This is a genomic window from Polaromonas potterensis (assembly GCF_033446725.1).
Classification (GTDB): Bacteria; Pseudomonadota; Gammaproteobacteria; order Burkholderiales; family Burkholderiaceae_C; genus Polaromonas.
The window spans coordinates 36,713-54,082 of the sequence record NZ_JAWQLX010000004.1 but is presented as its reverse complement, the minus strand read 5'-3'; the positions used below and the strand labels follow the sequence as shown (position 1 = coordinate 54,082).

Sequence of the window (17,370 nt, the reverse complement as noted above, 5' to 3'; positions counted from 1 at the left end):
GCTTGCCGTCGAGAGGCTGTATTTTAACACAGTGGCCAAAAGAATGCTTGACACGGACTGGGCGCGGGTAAATTCGTCGATGGCGACAGAGCGCCAAGCCAAGAGGCCAATTTTCGTTGCCAGCAAGTCCGGACGAATTCGCTCCTGAATCCATAGCTTCTTGCGCCCGTGGGATAAGGGCTAGAGACCTATTTCTCTTAACGTCCTCGAACCCTTCTTGTCACGGCGCTTTCGGCAATTCCAACTCCTCCCCGTGCCGCGCCCGGGAAAACGAACCCCAGCCCGCCATGAACATCGCCGCCACCGCCGGCCCGATCACGAAGCCGTTCAGACCGAACAAGGCCATGCCGCCCAGGGTGGACACCAGCACCACGTAGTCGGGCATCTTGGTGTCTTTGCCGACCAGCACCGGACGCAGAATGTTGTCGACCATACCTATCACGAGCACACCAAAGGCCGTGAGCACCACGCCTTGCCAGATGTCGCCGGTGACCAAAAAATAAATCGCCACCGGGCCCCACACCAGGGCCGCGCCCACCGCGGGAAGCAGCGACAAAAAGGCCATCAGCGTGCCCCACAACACGGGGGCGTGGATGTCCAGCGCCCAGAAAATGAAACCGCCTAAAGCGCCCTGGATCAGCGCCACGACCACATTGCCTTTGACGGTGGCGCGGATCACGGTGACGAACTTGCTGGCCAAGTCGCGCTTGATGTCGGCTTCCAGTGGCACGGCCTCGCGGATGCGCCGCGACAGGTCGGCGCCATCGCGCAGAAAAAAGAACAGCAGGTACAACATGATAAAAAAGCTGACCACCAGATCAAAAGTGTTCTGCCCAATGCTCAAGGCCTGCGTGGCGATGAACTGGCTGGCCTTGGACATGCTGGCCGCCAGCCGCTCCATGATCAGACCGGTGTCGCGCAGGCCAAAACGATCCAGCGCGCTGCTGGCCCAGGCGGGCAAGGCGCCATACACCTGCTGCACATAGGCGTTGAAATTCAGCTCACCCGACTGCATGCGCTGGAACAGGGCGGCGGCTTCCTGCACCAGCATGGCGACGACCAGGGTCAGCGGCAGGATGACCAAGACCAGAATGATGGCCACCGTGGCCAGCGCGGCCCAGGTGCGTCGACCCCGCATGCTCTTGAGCAGGCGCAGAAAAAGCGGCTTGAACAGCAGCGCCAGAATCATGCCCCAGAACACAGCGCCATAAAAAGGCAAGAGCACCCAGAAGAAAGCCAGGGAAACAGCCACCAGCAAAATCAGAAAGAAGCGGGTCTCCAGAGCCGCGGATTGGGCAATGACGAAAAGTTTCATGCTGTGCCTTTCAGCAGGATGTGGCGCCTACCGCCGGGCATATGGAAAGCACCGAATGGCCTGCTGGCCACCTTGTCACTGAAACGCTGCATGGCTCCCCCTGTTGCTAGATCGATAAGCCCATTGTGAGGCCGTCCGGCCATGCGGCGGGTAGGAAGACGCCGCATGCGGCGATCGCGCAACACGTAGCGGAAGCCGCTTTTCCGTCTCGCTCGCTATCGAATACGTAGCTGCTTGCGACCATCACATCAGGGCTACAGGCCTTTTTGGCTTGAAGTTCCAGTCCTGGCAGACAAGGCCGCGGCAACACACCATTGACCGCGACAGGGTTCCGGGCGACATTCCGGGTCTCGGTCATCCATCATGGCTTGGTGGAGGTCCAGAACGAGTTCTCATTCCCTCAGGAGCGCACGCATGACAAAAACCATTCTGCTGATCCACGGCGCCTGGGTCACGCGTGAGAGCTGGGCTCACTTTCGCAGCTATTACGAAGAGCGGGGCTATCACTGCGTGGCACCTGCCTGGCCTTTTGTGGACCGGCCGGCGGCGCAGTTGCGGGAGAGTCCTAACCCGCAACTGGCCGGGTTGACGATCGGACAACTGGTGGATTATTTTGAGCAGCAGATACGCGCCCTGCCCGAGCCGCCTATTCTGATTGGCCATTCCTTTGGCGGCCTGATTGTGCAGATGTTGCTGGACCGCGGCCTGGGCGCCGCCGGCGTCGCCATAGACTCCGGGCCGCCGCGCGGTGTGTTGCCCAGCCCGACCGCGCTGTGGTCGGCGCTGCCGGTGTTGCTGTCCTGGTTCGGCTGGCGTCGTATCTTGACCATGCCCTTTGCCGGCTTTTCAAGCACGTTTGCGAATGCCTTGAAACCGTCGGAGCGGCAAGCGGCTTACGACGCCCACATTGTGCCGGCACCGGGGCGTATTTATTTTCAGGCGGCGCTGGGCATAGGCAATGCTGTGAATTTTGCCAACCCGCAACGTGCCCCCCTGCTGCTGATCGCGGGCGCAGAAGACCGGACCGTCACCCTGTCCATGGTCAAGGCCACATATCGCCAATACCGAAAACACCGCCCCTCACCGGCCCGCACCGACCTCGTCATCTTTCCCGGCAAAAGCCACTGGCTGATTGCCGAACCGGGCTGGGAAGTGGTCGCTGCCAGGGCGCTGGACTGGGCCGAGGCGCAACTCAGCCCTGACGACGCCTGGCAACGCGAGCAATCGTTCGCTACCTAATTGGTAGCGGCTTGCGCCCGTGAAATAAGGGCTGGAGGCCGATTTGACACTTATTCCGCCGCAAGCTGCGTATCAGCGCCTGCCATCGCCCCGGGCCGCAACAACACCGCCCCCAGCAGCGCCGCAATGGCCGCAAACACCGCTCCCACCACAAAAGCCATCTGGTAGCCGCCATTCAGCGCCACCAGCGCCTGCGCGCCGGCCGCCAGTTGGCGGTTGCTGCGCGCGGCGGCCAGGCTGGCGAGCACCGCCAGGCCTAACGCGCCGCCCATCATGAAGGCGGTGTTGACCACACCGGAAGCGATGCCGGACTCGCTGGGCGCCACGTCGCTCATGGCGGCCAGCAACACCGGGTTGAAAGCCATGCCGGCGCCCAGGCCCAGCAACAACATGCCGGGCAAAACATCGGCAACAAAACTGCCGCCCACCGGTGCGCGTGCAAACAGCGCCAGGCCCACGGCGGCCATCAGCAAACCCACTGCCAGCGGCATACGTATGCCAAAACGCATGACGATTTTGGCCGATAGGCCCAGCGAAAAGGCCGCCATGATCAGGTTGGCCGGCAAGAAACCCAGGCCGACCTGCATGGCGCTGTAACCCAGCACCAGTTGCATGTACAGCGCCGAGATAAAAAACCAGGCAAACATGGCGGCGGCCCACAACACACCGACGATGTTGGCTGTGGCGACATTGCGCAAACGAAACAGGGCCAGCGGCACCAGCGGCGTGCTCACCCTGGATTCAATGAGCAGAAAACCGGCCAGCAACACCGCCGCCGCGGCCAGCAGGCCCAGGGTTGGCGCCGAGGTCCAGCCGGCTTCGTTGCCGTTGACCACGGCGTACACCGCCAGCATCAGCGCGCTGGTCACGGTGATGGCGCCCCACACATCCAGCCGCGCACCCCTGGCCTGCCCGCGGCCACCGGGCAGCAGCATCAGGCACAGCGCAAACACCAGCGCGCCTATCGGCAGGTTGACCAGAAAAATCCAGTGCCAGTTGAATGCATCGGTGAGCAAGCCACCCAGCAACACACCGATGCTGCCGCCACCGGCGCAGACAAAACCGTAGACCCCCATGGCCTTGGCACGTTCGGCCGGCTCGGTGAACAGATTCATGATCAGTGACAGCGAAATCGCCGACACCACGGCGCCGCCCAGCCCCTGCACGGCCCGGGCCACGATCAGCATGGCTTGCGAACTGGCAAGGCCACAGGCCAGCGAGGCGATGGTAAATAGCGTGAGCCCCGCCAGGAACAAACGGCGCTGGCCATACAAATCCCCGAGCCGGCCGCCCAGCAGCAGAAAACCGCCAAAGGTGAGCATGTAGGCGTTGACCACCCAGACCAGCGAGGTCTCGGTGAAGCCCAGATCGGTTTTGATAGATGGCAGGGCCACGTTGACGATGGTGGTGTCGAGCACAATCATCAACACACCCAGGCAAAGCACCATCAGTGCCCACCAGCGTTTACGGTTGTCGCTGTGCTGTGTCATTCGGCTGTCCTTCTCTGGTTTTTCAGCATTGGTTTTTTCTTGCATATACTAAACCATATGGATTAGCATCAGAAAAACAAAAGTGCCTGTCAAGCCCGGCATCCACCGCGCCAGACTGCGTTTTTTGCCTCCGTCTTCACCTGAGGAGTTGTCATCGCCTTCTGACGGGCGTGTGGGCCCTGCGGAGCTGGACTTCAATGGCAGAAGCTTGAAAAAATCGGCGGCGGCCCCATCTGAATCATGGGTACTACGCAAAGAAATGTGTCCACCACCACCCGGTATGTAAAGCGGCGAAACACCGTGCAAGTGTGCTGGCCTTTTGACCCATACCGGCATTCAATGTGTTGATGACCGACTCCCTGATCAAGAAACCCATGACTTTGACTGTTGCCCATCTTTCCCCTTCCCGCTTGACCAAGCCTTACCGCGCGCTAGGCGGCCTGTTGCTGGCCCTGACCGTCTTCGTGCTGGCCATGAACGTCCACGCCCAGCCACAGGCCGAGCAGCCCGCACAGGCGGCGTCGCAAGCCCAAGCCGCAACGCCCGCCGTGCCGGTGGTGGCGGCTGAGCCCAAATACGCGGCCAAGGACGTGGAGCGCGCCTTTGGTTTTATCGACGCCAACCGGGACGGCAAGATCAGCCGCGAAGAAGCGGCCGGTTTTCGTGGTGTGGCCAAACACTTTGATGAAGCCGACCTGAACAAGGACGGCTTCTTGTCACGCGATGAATTTGGAAATGCCTTGAATCGGGGAAAAAGCCACTGAGCATCGCCGCTCAGGCGCTACCCAATCAGTAGCGTCTATCGCCCGAGCCCATCGGGGCCATGTCATCGCTGAGGCTGTTGATCTTGGCCCTGTCCAGGTGAATGTTCGTTGGCCGGTGGCGGATGGGAAAACACCGAAAAACCCTTGGGATCGCTCCCGCCCAAGGTCTGGTACACGGGTGACACCGGTCCATCTGCGCCAGCCGGATCGGCACGCTGGCGAGATACGAAGAAATAGGCAATCACCTTGACACAGGCCCGGCGCCTGCTGGCCTGCTCAGCGCTTGCGGGCGAGCCCGGACGTAGCCGGTTTTTTCGCGACGCGTTTTTTCGGGGCCGGTGTGGCTGAGCGAGAGGCGCTCTTTTTGAGCGCTGCGGCTTTGGACGTTTCTTTCCATGACGGGTGGACCTCCTGTTCCTGGCAAAGGAAACGGGCCAGCGCATCCAGCCGCGCAGACCAGAATTTTTCATACCGCGACAACCACACCGCGGCTTCCTGCAGGGGTTGCGCCGAAAGTTCACAGCTGACCACGCGCCCGTCCTTGGCACGTGCCACCAGGCCGGCGTCTTCCAGCACGCGCAAGTGTTTCATGAAACCGGGCAGCGACATGCCGTGTGGCTGGGCCAGCTCGGTCACCGACAGGCTGCCCTGCTCCAGCGCCTGCAACACCTGGCGACGCGTCGGGTCGGCCAGCGCGCCGAACACCGCACTCAACACATCATCGTTTTTATACTTAACCATATAGATTAGTATCAAGCCAGACCATGGCCTTGTCAAGCGCGGGCATCCTGTAGGACAGCACCTCTAAAACCCTCGCCGTTCACTGAAAAGGCCAACCGAATGCCATGCGCGGCGTTATAAAGAGGTCAAAGAAGAACAGCCCGGCTGACGCTGGTGCTTTACAACCCACCACGAGGTCCACACGATGCATCTGAGCAAAATTTTACGTCTGCGTATTCTCCCCGCCCTCCTGCTGGCGTCCTTGGCGGCAGGCACGGCATTGGCCGAAAAACCCGAATGGGCCGGTCAGGGCAAAGGCGGCAAACACGAACAAAAAGAACACGATGGCGGCAAGAAGAACAAGCAGGACCGGCAGGCCCAGCCGGAAGTCAAGGTAGGCGGCTACTTCGGTGATCAACAACGTGTGGTGATCCAGGAGTATTACGGCCAGCAATACCGCGCCGGTCGCTGCCCGCCCGGCCTGGCGAAAATGAACAATGGCTGCATGCCTCCGGGCCAAGCCAAAAAATGGGCCGTGGGTCAGCCCCTGCCTCGCGACGTGGTGTTTTACCCGGTGCCGCAATCGGTGGTCATTCGGCTGGGCGTTCCGCCTGCAGGGCATAAATATGTGCGCGTCGCCGGCGACATTTTGCTGATCGCTGTTGGCACCAGCATGATTGTGGACGCCATCCAGGACCTGGGCAGAATCTGAGCCCAGACCGGCCCGAGCCGCAAATGACGATGCCCTGAACCTTCAAGCGCCCATGCAGCGCGCGCCGCACCCTTCGCTCCGCCGTTTCATCCGGCTGGTCTGGCTCAGCGCACCGGCACCAGGCCGGCAGGTTACAGCGCCGGTACGCGAACAGATGATGCCGACCGGAGAGATGCATCTGGTGTTTCGTCTGTCCGGGCCGTCCATCTGCATCTATAACGGCCCCGGCGATGACGCGGGCAGCGACATGGGACACGCCGTGGTCAACGGACCGCGTGCGCGGTTCTACGCCAAGGATGTCTCGGCACCTTCGGGCGCCATTGGCGTGCAGCTCTTGCCTGGCGCGGCGCAGGCTTTGCTGGGCATGCCTGCCGACGAACTGGCCGGGCAGCATGTGCGGCTGGAGGATATCTGGAGCAGCGGCGCTGGCCTGATGCGCGAGCAGTTGCTGGCTGCGCCTTCGCCTGACGAAAAACTTCGCTGCCTTGAAATGCTGCTGCACCGCAGGTTGGAGGCCACGCCAACATCCGCCACGCCCCCCATGGTGACGCTGGCACTGCAGCAATTCCGGACCGGCAGCAGCGTGGAGGAAGCAGTCACGCAAAGCGGCTATAGCCACAGGCAATTCATCCGTTTGTTTTCACCATCTGTGGGCCTGCCGCCCAAGCTCTACTGTCGGGTGCAGCGTTTCCAGAAGGCGCTGGAACTGATGCGTGGAGACATCCCTGCGCGCCAGCCCGCCTTCACCGAAGTGGCGCTGGGTGCCGGTTACAGCGACCAGCCGCATTTCAACCGCGAATTCCTTGAATTTTCAGGCCTCACGCCCGAGCAATACCGCGCAGCCCAGCCTGTTTCGCCCAATCACGTGCCAGTTCCAGCCAAAGCCGACCACCCCCGCCAGCGCTGATGTCAATTTTCTTCAAGACAGCTGTGGACTGGCGCTCTAGACTCCAGATTCAAGGTGCCAGATCGTACCGGTCTGACCTGTATTTTTTCTGGAGGCTTCATGGCTATTCACGAGTTGTTTGCTTACATCCACGTCAAAAACACCGACGCGGCGATCGAGTTCTACAAAACCGTTTTTGGCGTGACAGAGAAGTTTCGCCTGGTAGAGCCCGGCGGGCGCATCGGCCATGCGGAGCTGGACTTCAATGGCGCAACGCTGATGCTTTCTGACGAATACCCGGAGCTCGGCGTGCAGGCGCCGCAGGCCGGTGCAGCGTCAACGGTGACGTTACACCTGCATGTGGACAACTGCGACGAGGTGATTGCGCGGGCACTGCAGGCTGGCGCCACACTGGAGATGGCTGCGCAGGATCATTTTTACGGCGAACGTTCAGGCAATTTTCGCGACCCGTTTGGCCACCGCTGGAATGTGGGCCACACCATCGAAGACGTGACGCCTGAGGAGATGCAGCGCCGCTACACCGCGATGATGAACACATCCGCGTCATGAGCTTGCTACAAAAACAGGAGCTATTTTCGCCCGTGTTTATTGGGCTTTAGCCCTATTTTCCATAGGGCATCACCCCTGCGCCAGGATGCGCACGTCGTCGCAGAGCAAGCCCGCTCGCCTGCGACGACCCCCATCAGGGCTGCAGCGGGATTTTGAGGGCACGATCAATCGGCACGGCGGCCACGCTGTTTTGCGGCGAGCCTTCGATCACCCGGTCCGAATAGGTCAGGTAGACCAGGGTGTTGCGGGCGACGTCCACCATGCGCACGATGCGTATCTTTTTGAAGACCAGCGAAATCCGCTCGCTGAACACTTCTTCCTGCACCGGCAACGGTTTGCCGAACGAAATCGGGCCGACCTGCCGGCAATCGATCGAAGCCTCCGACTTGTCTTCGGCCAGCCCCACCGCCCCCTTGATGCCGCCGGTTTTGGCGCGCGAGACATAACAGGTGATGCCCTTGACCTTGGGGTCGTCGTGCGCATCGACCACGATCTTGTGATCCGGCCCGATGAACTTGAACACCGTGTCCACCTCACCAATGGTTTGCGCCTGCACCTGGGCCAACACGCCGCACAGCAGCAACAACAGGAGGACTGGCTTTTTCATGGGGCTTCTTTGCGAGTTGGGACGCCCCCACTATAACGACGCAGCGCAAGCCGGCTCGCCTGCGCTGGCCTTGGTTAGTACCGGCGCGGATCGTCGGGCCGCCTGTCGTTGCGGTTGGGCACACCATCCCCATCCCGGTCACGGTCGGCCCGGTTGGGAACACCATCGCGATCACGGTCGGGGCTGCTGTGGGGACGGTTGGGACGGCCGTTGTCATAAGGCACGGCCACGCAGCCCGCCAGACTGGCCGCGGCAACAACAAGCAAAAGGGCAATTTTTCTCATGACTCTCTCCTGGGTAGTGACGCAGCCTCTGCGGACTGCCAAGCCCATTGCAACGCCTTTGGGTGTCTGCCAGGTGTTGTTACCCGTCACCAAGCGTGAAGCTGGTAATGAGATGTTCGTCGGAAAATCCTTTGCGCATCAAACGCTATTGAATCCATAGCTGCTTGCGTCCGTCCATCATGGGCTGGAGGCCTAAAACATCCGGAACCCCTGACCGTCCGCGCCCGACCGCACTGAGCGACGCGCAAGGGGAGTAGCATTCACGCAGGACACACTCCCCACACTTCCAGATTCGACATGAACCGCTTGCCTACCCTGATTCTTGTTGCCGGCCTGCTCGCTGGTGCGCCGCTGCTGATACATGCGGCCGGCGAAAAAACTACTGCCGCGCCCAGCCACCCCATCGTGGGCACCTGGACCTGGGCCTTGTTCGGCGGCGCCTGCACCGAAACCTTGCAATACCGCGCGAACAAAACCGTGCTGGGCACCAGCGGGCAGGAAGTTTTTGAAAACCGTTACGACATAACCGCCGCGCCGGATGCCCAGGGTTTTTACAAACTCGTGGAAACCGTGGTTCGGCAGAACGACAAAAAAGATTGCTCAGGCGCCATGCTGGACGGGCCGGGTGAAAAAACCACCCGCTTCATCCAGTTCAGCCCGAAGCAGGACCAGTTGCTGGTCTGCGAGGCCGCAACACTCAAGTCCTGTTTTGGGCCTTTGAAGCGGGTTCCCTGAGCGAGTTTTATTTGGCTGGAGGACGTCGCATGAAAATGCTCGGAAAAATCGTGGGTTTGCTGATGGTGCTGCTGGGCACCATCTGGATTTTGCAAGGCATCAATATTCTGCCGGGCAGCTTCATGACGGGGCAAATCCAGTGGGCGGTGTATGGCGCCCTGTGCTGCGCGGCTGGCATCGTGGTGCTCTACCTCAGCGGCCGCGCCGGGCGCACGCCACCGGGCGCCTGAGACCGCTGGGGCGCTGCCCTAGGCGGGGTCGCCCTGCGTGCCGGCGCGCCTGCGCCGTGTGGCAACGGGCGCACTGGACGCTACGGCAGCATCCTGCTCGCGCTGGTTGAGATATTTGCGATACAAGCCAGCCGCGAGCCCTGAGGTGATGGCCAGGACAATCAGTTTGCGTAACATGGTGGCTCCCTTAAAAAACGCCGAACAACATCAGGATGATGATGACGCTGATGGGGACACCGAGTAACCAGGCAATGATGGGCATATGTTTTGTTCCTTGAATGAATTAACTCAAGGTTAAGTGCGTCGCCCGCCGCAGCTTGCGGGAGGTCAGCCCCAGGACAGGTAGGGCCTGACCTACACCCGGCCAACACGCTGCGCTTGAAATACCGGCCCGCCACAAAGCTTGGGTATATTGGGGGCCTGAAGCGGCAAGCAGCCCGGTGAGCGGGCGGCACCGCACTCCACCCAGGACAGCATGAAAAACCTCTATCGCTATTTCTTCCGCGGGCTGATCACCGTCTTGCCGGTGGCCCTGACCCTGTACCTGCTGTATATCTTTCTGGCCTGGACGGAAACCCTGACCTTGTGGGTCTTGCGCCCGTTAATCGGCAGCTTTTATGTGCCGGGCCTGGGCCTGGTGTTTGGCGTCTTGATCATCCTGCTGATCGGTTACCTGGTGTCCAAACCCGGCGTGCGCAAGCTGCTGTCTTTTGCCGAGCTGCCGTTCACCAACCTGCCGGTGGTCAAAAGTATTTACAACTCGCTGAAAAGTTTTGCCGACTACTTTTCGCCGGCCGGCAAACAGGGCGAACAAAGTGTGGTGATCCTGCGCATGCCGGGCCACGCCATGGAAATTGTCGGGCTGATCACGCGCCGCAACTTTGCGGATTTGCCGGCCGGCTTTTTGCCGGGTGAACGGGTGGCCGTGTATTTGCCCATGGGTTACATGATTGGTGGCTACACGGTGTTTGTGCCCGTGGACTGGGTGCAGCCGATTGCCATGTCGGTCGAGGAAGCCATGCGTTCCTCGCTGATCGCCTGGATGGCGCGGCCAGCGGGCGGGACCACAGGGCACGGCGACGAACCACCCGCCCCGTGACGAATGGGTTTAACCGGAGATGTTCAGATGCAGCTTTATTTCAACCCGAAAAGCCGGGCCACGATAGCCAAATGGATGTTGGACGAATGCGGCGCCGCTTACGAGATCATGCCGATTGATTTTGAAAAGCGCGAACACAAGACGCCGGCCTTTCTGAAGATCAACCCGGCGGGCAAACTGCCGGCGCTGGTCGATGGCGAGGCCAGGCTGTTTGAAAATGCCGCGATTGGTTTGTACCTGGTCGAGAAGTTTCCCGAAGCCGGGCTGGCGCCCAAGGCCGACAGCCCGGAGCGCGGGCGGTTTTTGTCGCTGATGGTGTTTGCCACCTCACAACTGGAGCCGGCCATGGGCGACAGCCTGATGAAGCTGGAAACCCCGTCGCAACGCGGCTGGAACAACTTCGAGGCGGCCAAGGACGCGGTGGAAAGCGAACTGGCCGATGGCCCCTGGCTGTTCGGCGAACAGTTCACCTTGGCCGACATCATGATCGGCTCGATGTTCATCTGGCAACGGCTGTGGGGCACCCACACCGGCCGGCCCAGGCTGGAAGCCTATGTGGACCGGCTGATCGCGCGCCCTGCCGCGATGGCCTTGTAAACGGTTGCTGTTAACTCAATGCGCCTGGCGCGATGGGCCTGGGCCACGACCGGCGATATGCCGGAAAGTGATGCGGCCCTTGCTCAGGTCATAAGGCGAGAGCTCCAGCGACACTTGGTCGCCGGCCAGAATACGAATGTGGTTTTTGCGCATCTTGCCGGAGGTGTAAGCCACCAGCTTGTGGCCGTTGTCCAACGTCACGCGGAAACGTGAATCTGGCAACACTTCGTTGACCAGCCCGTGCATTTCAATCAGTTCTTCTTTGGCCATGATGTAACTCCTTGGGAATTCGAAAAAAATGTCTGTACAGGCCGCTTAGCGCTTCAAGCGCAAGCCGGCGGCAATGAGCGCTCGTGAATCCAGCGCATCGCATGTTCAGTAGCGTAATGCACGGCGGACGCCGCGCTGTCAAAAAATCCGTTAAAACGCAACACGCGATCATGCGTGCCGCTGCCCTGGCCGGAGCGGATGGAAACCGATGCGGCGAAACGACCTTCGCCCTGGGGCTTGGCGAGTGGGGAGACAAGGTATTTGCCCACCTCTATCCTGGTGTGATCTATCTTCATAAAAAGCCTTTGCCGGGTATGTATCCCGGCTTGTTCAATCGAAACGTAAAAGGCTTGCGAGCAAGCCAACGGGTGTTCGGTTCTGCCTGCCAAACCCCGGGAAGGGCTGGGCGGGTGAGCCTTGAGTGGGCACCGTTGGGAGAAGTGCTCGCTAGGAAATAGAACAGTGTGGAGAGGGTTCAGGGCGTGTGGGGCGCTGAAAACACTGTGAATCCGGGCTCTGAGAAGCGCCGCATTTTGAGAAGGAAGCCAATGGGTCAGCGGCTTCGATGTAAAAAGCTGATGCGTTACCGAAGCTCCTATTGTAACCCTTATGCCCCTAACACGCATGGACCGCCTCCCCTGCGGCCAAAGACCATCGCCCCTACCCGTCTATAGGCCTGCGCCTACAGCCAGACGCCGCGCTGGCGTTCACACTGAAAGCTCACCGCCGTTCGCAGACGGTTTCACCTGAGGGGCCGGCACTGCATCCCGCTGGCCGCTATCGAAGAGGAAGCGCCATGCAAGTTCAAGTCAATACCAACCACAGCATCGAAGGCCGCGAGGCGCTGGAGCGCTGGGCGCAGACCGAGTTGAGCCAAGCCTTGAACCGTTTCAACCACGAAGTCACCCGCGTGGAAGTGCATTTGAGCGACGAAGTCAGCGGAAAAAATGGCACCAGCGACAAACGCTGCCTGATGGAAGCCCGGCTGGCCAACCACCCGCCGGTGGCCGTGACCCACCATGCGGGCGGCATGGACGAAGCCTTCCGCGGCGCCGAGGACAAGCTCAAACGCGTGCTGGACAGCACCCTGGGCCGGCAAAAAGACCACCGCGACCGCGACTCGATACGCCGCGATGTAACACTGGATGCCAGTCAAACGCTACCAAATACATAGCTTCTTGCGTCCGTCCCGTATGGGCTGGAGGCATAAAACGCTTAAATTTTCGGGGAAACCCGAATTCAGCCCTCAAACTGCGGATGGAGTTGCTTGATGCGGCTCATGGCCATGCCGGCCGCCGCGGTACGGGTTTCCACGCCCAGCTTGGCAAACACGTGTTCCAGGTGTTTTTTCACGGTCATGGGGCTGGTGCCCAGGATGTCGCCGATATCCCGGTTGATCTTGCCCTTGACCACCCAGTACAAAACCTCGGCTTCACGCGCCGTGAGCCGGAAACTCAGGCTCATGGCCTGGATCACGGTTTCGTCGGACTCCTCACGCATGATGATCAGCCAGTCGCCTCCTCCTTCGCTATCGCCGGTCTGCTGGTGCAAACGGAAAGTCAGCCGCCTGGCGCCAGGCGCCGCGCTGGCGCAAGTCAGGCGCGGCGGCTCAATCTGGCGCTCGGCGTCAAACAGGTGGCGGCGTAGCCAGACCAGCACTTGCTCAGGGGTCTGCGGCGCGCTGGTGCCGTAATACTGCTGCAACAGCTCACGCGCCAGCGGGGTTTGCCACATCAGCTTGCCGTCGCTGACCCGCACCGTGATGGTGGCGTAGCCAAAAGCGTCCAGCGCATTGCGCGCCTGGCGTTTTTCGCGCGCGCCCTGCAGATGCACGGCAATACGCGCCAGCACTTCCTTGGGCTTGATCGGTTTGGTCACATAGTCGACCCCGCCCGAAGCCAACGCCGCGACCAGGTATTCGGTCTCGGTCAGCCCGGTCATGAAAATGATGGGAATGTGCGCGGTCTGGGCGTTGGCTTTCAGGCGTTTGGCGACCTCAAAACCGTCCATGCCGGGCATCATGGCGTCGAGCAGCACGATGTCGGGTAGCGCCTGCGCGGCGCGCTGCAGCGCCGCTTCGCCGTGGGTGGCGATCAGCACGGAGTAGCCAGACTCATCCAGCGCGTCGTGCAGGACCGACAGGTTGTCTGGCACGTCGTCAACAATCAGCACCACGTCGCTGTTGGCGCGGTCCAGCGTCTGGGCAAGGTTGTTGTTCATGGCGGCGCCTTGCTGAGCTGCTGGCTCATGGTTTCAAACTGGAACTGGCGCGCCAGGCTTCGCATCTCGGCGGTAAAAACCGTGCTTTGCGGCTGCGCCTTGTCCATCTCGTCCAGCGTGTTCATGATGCCGCGGAAATAACCGAGGTTGACGACCTCGCGCAGCGCATCCAACTGCGCCGCAGGCGGGTAGACACGCGGCAGCACCGGCCCGGCGGGCGCGGCCGGCACCGGGGCCGGCGCGTTCAGCCAGACCAGCGCCAAACGACGTTCCAGCCAATCCAGCAGTTCACTGTGGCGCACCGGCTTGAGGATGAAATCTTCGGGGCGGATACCGACATCGTTGTCCAAGCCTTTGTCAAAGGCATTCGCCGACACGATAGCCACGTGAGCTTCCGTGTGGCCCAAGGCACGTAGCCGGCGTAGGGTTTCCCAACCGTCGATGCCGGGCATGGCCAGGTCCATCAGGATCACGTCGGGCTGGTAACCGGCGGCCAGCAAGTCCAGGCCATCGTGGCCGCTGGCCGCTGTGCGCAATTCAAAACCCAGCGGCTGCAAGACCTGGACCAGCAATTCACGATCCGCCTCTTCGTTGTCCACGACCAGCACGCGCCGGCGCGGCCCGGCATAACCGTACCTGGCTTTGTGGGCACGGGAAGATGCGCCCGGCAGCGCCGCACCGGGCGCCAGGCGTACCTCGGGTAAAAACAGTTTGACGCGAAACACCGAGCCGACCTCGGGGGTGCTGAGCACCGTCAACTCGCCGCCCATCAGGTCGGTCAACATCTTGGCAATCGTCAGGCCCAGCCCGGCGCCCGGCGCGGCCGGCCCGGGTGTGGCGGCACGTGTGAAGGGCTCGAAAATCCGCTCTATCTCCTGGGGCGACAGCCCAGGCCCGGTGTCTTCAATCTCGATACAAGCCATCTCGCGCGCGTGCTTCAGGCGCAGGCGGACATGGCCGGTGGCCGTGAACTTGACGGCGTTGCCCAGCAGGTTGATCAGGATCTGGCGCACACGTTTTTCGTCGGCCCGGACCACCAGCGGCAGCACACCCTCCGACTCGAAATGAAAAGCCAGTCCCTTGGCCTGCGCTTCCAGCTCGAACATGCCGACAATTTCCTGCACAAAATCGGAAAAATGCATGGGTTTGACGTTGAGCGTGAGTTTGCCGCTTTCGATGCGGGCAATGTCCAGGGTGCCTTCGATCAGCGACAACAAATGTTCGCCGCCACGTTTGATCACACCCACCGCCTGCTGGCGGTGCGCTGGGATCGAGGGGTCTTCGCCCATCAACTGGGCATAACCCAGGATGCTGTTGAGCGGCGTGCGCAGCTCGTGGCTGATAGCGCTGATGTAACGGCTCTTGGCCTGGTTGGCCAGGTCGGCCGCATGCTTGGCGTGCTCGGCGGTCAGTTTGGCCTGCTGCAGCGCCTCGTCGGTCTGGCGGTGCGACTCGATTTCTTTCATCAGCAAATGGGTTTGCCGATTGGATTCTTCCTGCGCCACCTGCCGGCTTTTGTGGGCCAGCACCAGCCACCAGGCAACCAGCCCGGCCATCACCAGCAGCGCCATATAGGCCTTCAAAAAACCGGAACGCAGCGCCGCGCCGGAGACGGTTTGCAAATCGAGCAGCACACGCATTTCCTGCTGATAGAGCAGGCCAAATACAGAGGCCAGCAAAGGCACGACCACCAGCATCAGAAGCAGAAAATGACCCAGCCCGGTGTCCAGGTAGGGCCAGGCGCGGCGCGGCAGCAACCAGCGCAAGGTCGCCGACCACTGGGCCGATAGGCTGGCCTGCGGTTTGCACAAATCGCCACAACGCGCGTCCAGCGTGCAACACAGCGAACAAATGGCGCCCTGGTAGGCCGGGCAATGGGCCATGTCCGGGCCTTCGTAGTCGCGCTCGCAGATCACGCAGCGCTGCAGGGCATGAGCTTGGTCGCTGCCCGCGTCCTCGGCCTTCCGGGCGATGTAATACCTCCCCTGGGTGGCCCAGGCAATCAGCGGCGTCGCGACAAAGGCCGTGCCCAGCGCTATCAACGCCGAGAAAGCCTGCGCCAGCGGACCGAACAGGCCCAGGTGGGCGGCCACCGACAACACCGACGCCAAAGCCATCGCACCCACGCCAACCGGGTTGATGTCGTAAAGATGGGCGCGTTTGAACTCTATGCCTTTGGGCGACAGGCCTAACGGTTTGTTGATGACCAGGTCAGCCACCACCGTCATCATCCAGGCGATGGCGATGTTGGAGTACAGACCCAACACATCCCCCAGCGCCTGGAACACGTTCATCTCCATCAGCATGAAGGCGATCAAGGTGTTGAACACCACCCAGACCACACGCCCCGGGTGGCTATGGGTCAGGCGCGAGAAAAAGTTGGACCAGGCCAGTGAGCCGGCGTAGGCATTGGTCACGTTGATCTTGAGCTGCGAAATCACAACAAACAGCGCTGTCGCGGCCACGGCCCAACCGTAGTGCGGAAACACGTATTCATACGCCGCCAAATACATCTGGTTGGGGTCGACCGCACGCTCCAGCGGCACCATGTGCTGGATCGCCAGGTAAGCGAGGAAGGCGCCGCCCAACATCTTGAACACACCGAGCACAACCCAGCCCGGTCCTCCGGCCAGCACACCGGCCCACCAGCGCCGCCGGTTGGTGGCTGTTTGCGCGGGCATAAAACGCAGGTAGTCCACCTGTTCGCCCATTTGTGTGATGAGCGCAATCCCCACGGTCAAGGCAGCACCAAACAAGTGCAAATCAAAGCCGGAACTTGTCCCTTTTTCACCTTTGTAGTGCGTTATGCCGGCAAAAGCGCCGGGGTCGCGCACCAAAACATAGATAAACGGCACCACCAGCATCACCAGCCACAGGGGTTGTGTCCAGATCTGCAGGCGGCTGATGACCGACACACCATGCGTGACCAGGGGGATCACCACCAGCGCACAGATCAAATAACCCCAGCTCGGTGGAATACCCAGCGCCAGCTCCAGCGCGTAAGCCATGACCGCGGCTTCCAGCGCAAAAAAGATGAAGGTGAAGGAGGCGTAGATCAGCGAGGTCAAGGTCGAGCCGATGTAGCCAAAACCGGCGCCGCGCGTCAGCAAGTCCATGTCCACGCCGTAACGCGCGGCGTAAATACTGATGGGCAGGCCGGCCATGAAAATGATCAGGCCGGTGGCCACAATCGCCCAGAAAGCATTGGTAAAACCGTACTTCACCAACAAGGTGGCGCCCACGGCCTCCAGGATCAGGAAAGACGCCGCGCCAAAAGCCGTGTTGGCGACCCGCCACTCGGACCAACGGCGAAAACGCTGCGGCGTAAAACGCAACGCATAGTCTTCCATGGTCTCGCTAGCCACCCAGCTGTTGTAGTCGCGCCTGACCTTGATGATGCGCTGCACCGGCGCCTCCGGCCTATCACCCACGGGAGATGCGGGCGCCCAGGGGGGCACCGCCGGCATCGGCAATGGCAGTGGTGGTGTGGCCGGGCTATCCATGACTGATCTGTCAATACGTCCCAAGAAGCAGGCCAGCACAAGTGCAGGTTCCATGCCACAGAGGGAAAACCAGCGCCAGCGCCGCCCTGCCTGTGGCACCATTCTTGCACCCTGACACCTTCATGACCG

Annotated in this window: 20 protein-coding genes; 10 read left to right on the top strand and 10 right to left on the bottom strand. The window is 61.2% G+C overall.

Going from position 1 to position 17,370, the window contains the following annotated elements; all coding sequences use genetic code 11:
* Nucleotides 1-220: 220 nt before the first annotated feature.
* Nucleotides 221-1,315, bottom strand: a complete 1,095-nt coding sequence (locus R6254_RS09080; RefSeq protein ID WP_318406191.1) for an AI-2E family transporter — start codon at nucleotides 1,313-1,315, stop codon at nucleotides 221-223.
* Between the two features lie 414 nt (nucleotides 1,316-1,729).
* Here R6254_RS09080 and R6254_RS09075 point away from each other — a divergent pair, with 414 nt between their 5' ends.
* Entirely contained in the window at nucleotides 1,730-2,554 is an 825-nt protein-coding gene (locus R6254_RS09075) for an alpha/beta hydrolase (RefSeq protein ID WP_318406189.1), read from the top strand.
* A 50-nt stretch (nucleotides 2,555-2,604) separates the two neighbouring features.
* Here R6254_RS09075 and R6254_RS09070 read toward each other — a convergent pair whose 3' ends face one another.
* On the bottom strand, nucleotides 2,605-4,044 hold the full coding sequence (locus tag R6254_RS09070; protein WP_318406187.1) for a DHA2 family efflux MFS transporter permease subunit: 1,440 nt from the start codon (nucleotides 4,042-4,044) through the stop codon (nucleotides 2,605-2,607).
* A gap of 374 nt (nucleotides 4,045-4,418) precedes the next feature.
* On the opposite strand from R6254_RS09070, the gene R6254_RS09065 reads away from it, so the two are divergent.
* The gene (locus R6254_RS09065) at nucleotides 4,419-4,808 is read left to right on the top strand and encodes an EF-hand domain-containing protein (RefSeq protein ID WP_318406185.1); all 390 of its coding nucleotides are present in this window, start codon (nucleotides 4,419-4,421) and stop codon (nucleotides 4,806-4,808) included.
* Nucleotides 4,809-5,084: 276 nt separating this feature from the next.
* On the opposite strand, the gene R6254_RS09060 is transcribed toward R6254_RS09065, so the two are convergent.
* On the bottom strand, nucleotides 5,085-5,549 hold the full coding sequence (locus tag R6254_RS09060) for an ArsR/SmtB family transcription factor (protein ID WP_318406184.1): 465 nt from the start codon (nucleotides 5,547-5,549) through the stop codon (nucleotides 5,085-5,087).
* A 184-nt stretch (nucleotides 5,550-5,733) separates the two neighbouring features.
* On the opposite strand from R6254_RS09060, the gene R6254_RS09055 reads away from it, so the two are divergent.
* The 3 genes from R6254_RS09055 to R6254_RS09045 all read left to right on the top strand — a co-directional run bounded on the left by R6254_RS09055 (nucleotide 5,734) and on the right by R6254_RS09045 (nucleotide 7,696).
* Nucleotides 5,734-6,240 (top strand): hypothetical protein, encoded by a 507-nt coding sequence (locus R6254_RS09055; RefSeq protein ID WP_318406182.1) that lies wholly within the window; start codon nucleotides 5,734-5,736, stop codon nucleotides 6,238-6,240.
* A 52-nt stretch (nucleotides 6,241-6,292) separates the two neighbouring features.
* Entirely contained in the window at nucleotides 6,293-7,147 is an 855-nt protein-coding gene (locus tag R6254_RS09050) for a DUF6597 domain-containing transcriptional factor (RefSeq protein ID WP_318406180.1), read from the top strand.
* Between the two features lie 99 nt (nucleotides 7,148-7,246).
* Nucleotides 7,247-7,696: a VOC family protein gene (locus R6254_RS09045; RefSeq protein WP_318406178.1), complete on the top strand. Its 450-nt coding sequence runs from the start codon at nucleotides 7,247-7,249 to the stop codon at nucleotides 7,694-7,696.
* A gap of 133 nt (nucleotides 7,697-7,829) precedes the next feature.
* Here R6254_RS09045 and R6254_RS09040 read toward each other — a convergent pair whose 3' ends face one another.
* Together R6254_RS09040 and R6254_RS09035 are read right to left on the bottom strand one after the other, a co-directional pair.
* A complete protein-coding gene (locus R6254_RS09040) occupies nucleotides 7,830-8,303 on the bottom strand; it encodes a CreA family protein (protein ID WP_318406177.1) in 474 nt (157 codons plus the stop codon).
* A gap of 74 nt (nucleotides 8,304-8,377) precedes the next feature.
* Complete coding sequence (locus R6254_RS09035; RefSeq protein ID WP_318406175.1) at nucleotides 8,378-8,587, bottom strand: hypothetical protein; 210 nt, start codon at nucleotides 8,585-8,587, stop codon at nucleotides 8,378-8,380.
* Between the two features lie 297 nt (nucleotides 8,588-8,884).
* On the opposite strand from R6254_RS09035, the gene R6254_RS09030 reads away from it, so the two are divergent.
* Nucleotides 8,885-9,322: a hypothetical protein gene (locus R6254_RS09030; protein WP_318406173.1), complete on the top strand. Its 438-nt coding sequence runs from the start codon at nucleotides 8,885-8,887 to the stop codon at nucleotides 9,320-9,322.
* Nucleotides 9,323-9,351: 29 nt separating this feature from the next.
* Complete coding sequence (locus R6254_RS09025) at nucleotides 9,352-9,552, top strand: hypothetical protein (RefSeq protein ID WP_318406171.1); 201 nt, start codon at nucleotides 9,352-9,354, stop codon at nucleotides 9,550-9,552.
* A gap of 18 nt (nucleotides 9,553-9,570) precedes the next feature.
* Here R6254_RS09025 and R6254_RS09020 read toward each other — a convergent pair whose 3' ends face one another.
* Nucleotides 9,571-9,729 (bottom strand): hypothetical protein, encoded by a 159-nt coding sequence (locus R6254_RS09020; RefSeq protein WP_318406169.1) that lies wholly within the window; start codon nucleotides 9,727-9,729, stop codon nucleotides 9,571-9,573.
* 298 nt (nucleotides 9,730-10,027) lie between these two features.
* On the opposite strand from R6254_RS09020, the gene R6254_RS09015 reads away from it, so the two are divergent.
* Together R6254_RS09015 and R6254_RS09010 are read left to right on the top strand one after the other, a co-directional pair.
* Nucleotides 10,028-10,651: a DUF502 domain-containing protein gene (locus R6254_RS09015; protein ID WP_318406168.1), complete on the top strand. Its 624-nt coding sequence runs from the start codon at nucleotides 10,028-10,030 to the stop codon at nucleotides 10,649-10,651.
* 27 nt (nucleotides 10,652-10,678) lie between these two features.
* Complete coding sequence (locus R6254_RS09010; RefSeq protein ID WP_318406166.1) at nucleotides 10,679-11,248, top strand: glutathione S-transferase family protein; 570 nt, start codon at nucleotides 10,679-10,681, stop codon at nucleotides 11,246-11,248.
* 15 nt (nucleotides 11,249-11,263) lie between these two features.
* Here R6254_RS09010 and infA read toward each other — a convergent pair whose 3' ends face one another.
* Complete coding sequence (gene infA / locus R6254_RS09005; protein ID WP_296923772.1) at nucleotides 11,264-11,518, bottom strand: translation initiation factor IF-1; 255 nt, start codon at nucleotides 11,516-11,518, stop codon at nucleotides 11,264-11,266.
* A 53-nt stretch (nucleotides 11,519-11,571) separates the two neighbouring features.
* Nucleotides 11,572-11,814, bottom strand: coding sequence for a hypothetical protein (locus tag R6254_RS09000; protein ID WP_318406164.1), 243 nt, complete (start codon nucleotides 11,812-11,814; stop codon nucleotides 11,572-11,574).
* A gap of 500 nt (nucleotides 11,815-12,314) precedes the next feature.
* Between R6254_RS09000 and R6254_RS08995 the strand changes: the two genes are divergently transcribed.
* Nucleotides 12,315-12,692, top strand: a complete 378-nt coding sequence (locus R6254_RS08995) for an HPF/RaiA family ribosome-associated protein (protein ID WP_318406162.1) — start codon at nucleotides 12,315-12,317, stop codon at nucleotides 12,690-12,692.
* Nucleotides 12,693-12,757: 65 nt separating this feature from the next.
* Here R6254_RS08995 and R6254_RS08990 read toward each other — a convergent pair whose 3' ends face one another.
* Nucleotides 12,758-13,738 (bottom strand): response regulator transcription factor, encoded by a 981-nt coding sequence (locus tag R6254_RS08990; RefSeq protein ID WP_318406160.1) that lies wholly within the window; start codon nucleotides 13,736-13,738, stop codon nucleotides 12,758-12,760.
* The gene (locus R6254_RS08985) at nucleotides 13,735-17,205 is read right to left on the bottom strand and encodes a hybrid sensor histidine kinase/response regulator (RefSeq protein WP_318406669.1); all 3,471 of its coding nucleotides are present in this window, start codon (nucleotides 17,203-17,205) and stop codon (nucleotides 13,735-13,737) included. The genes R6254_RS08990 and R6254_RS08985 overlap by 4 nt, the downstream gene beginning before the upstream one ends.
* Nucleotides 17,206-17,370 lie beyond the last annotated feature (165 nt).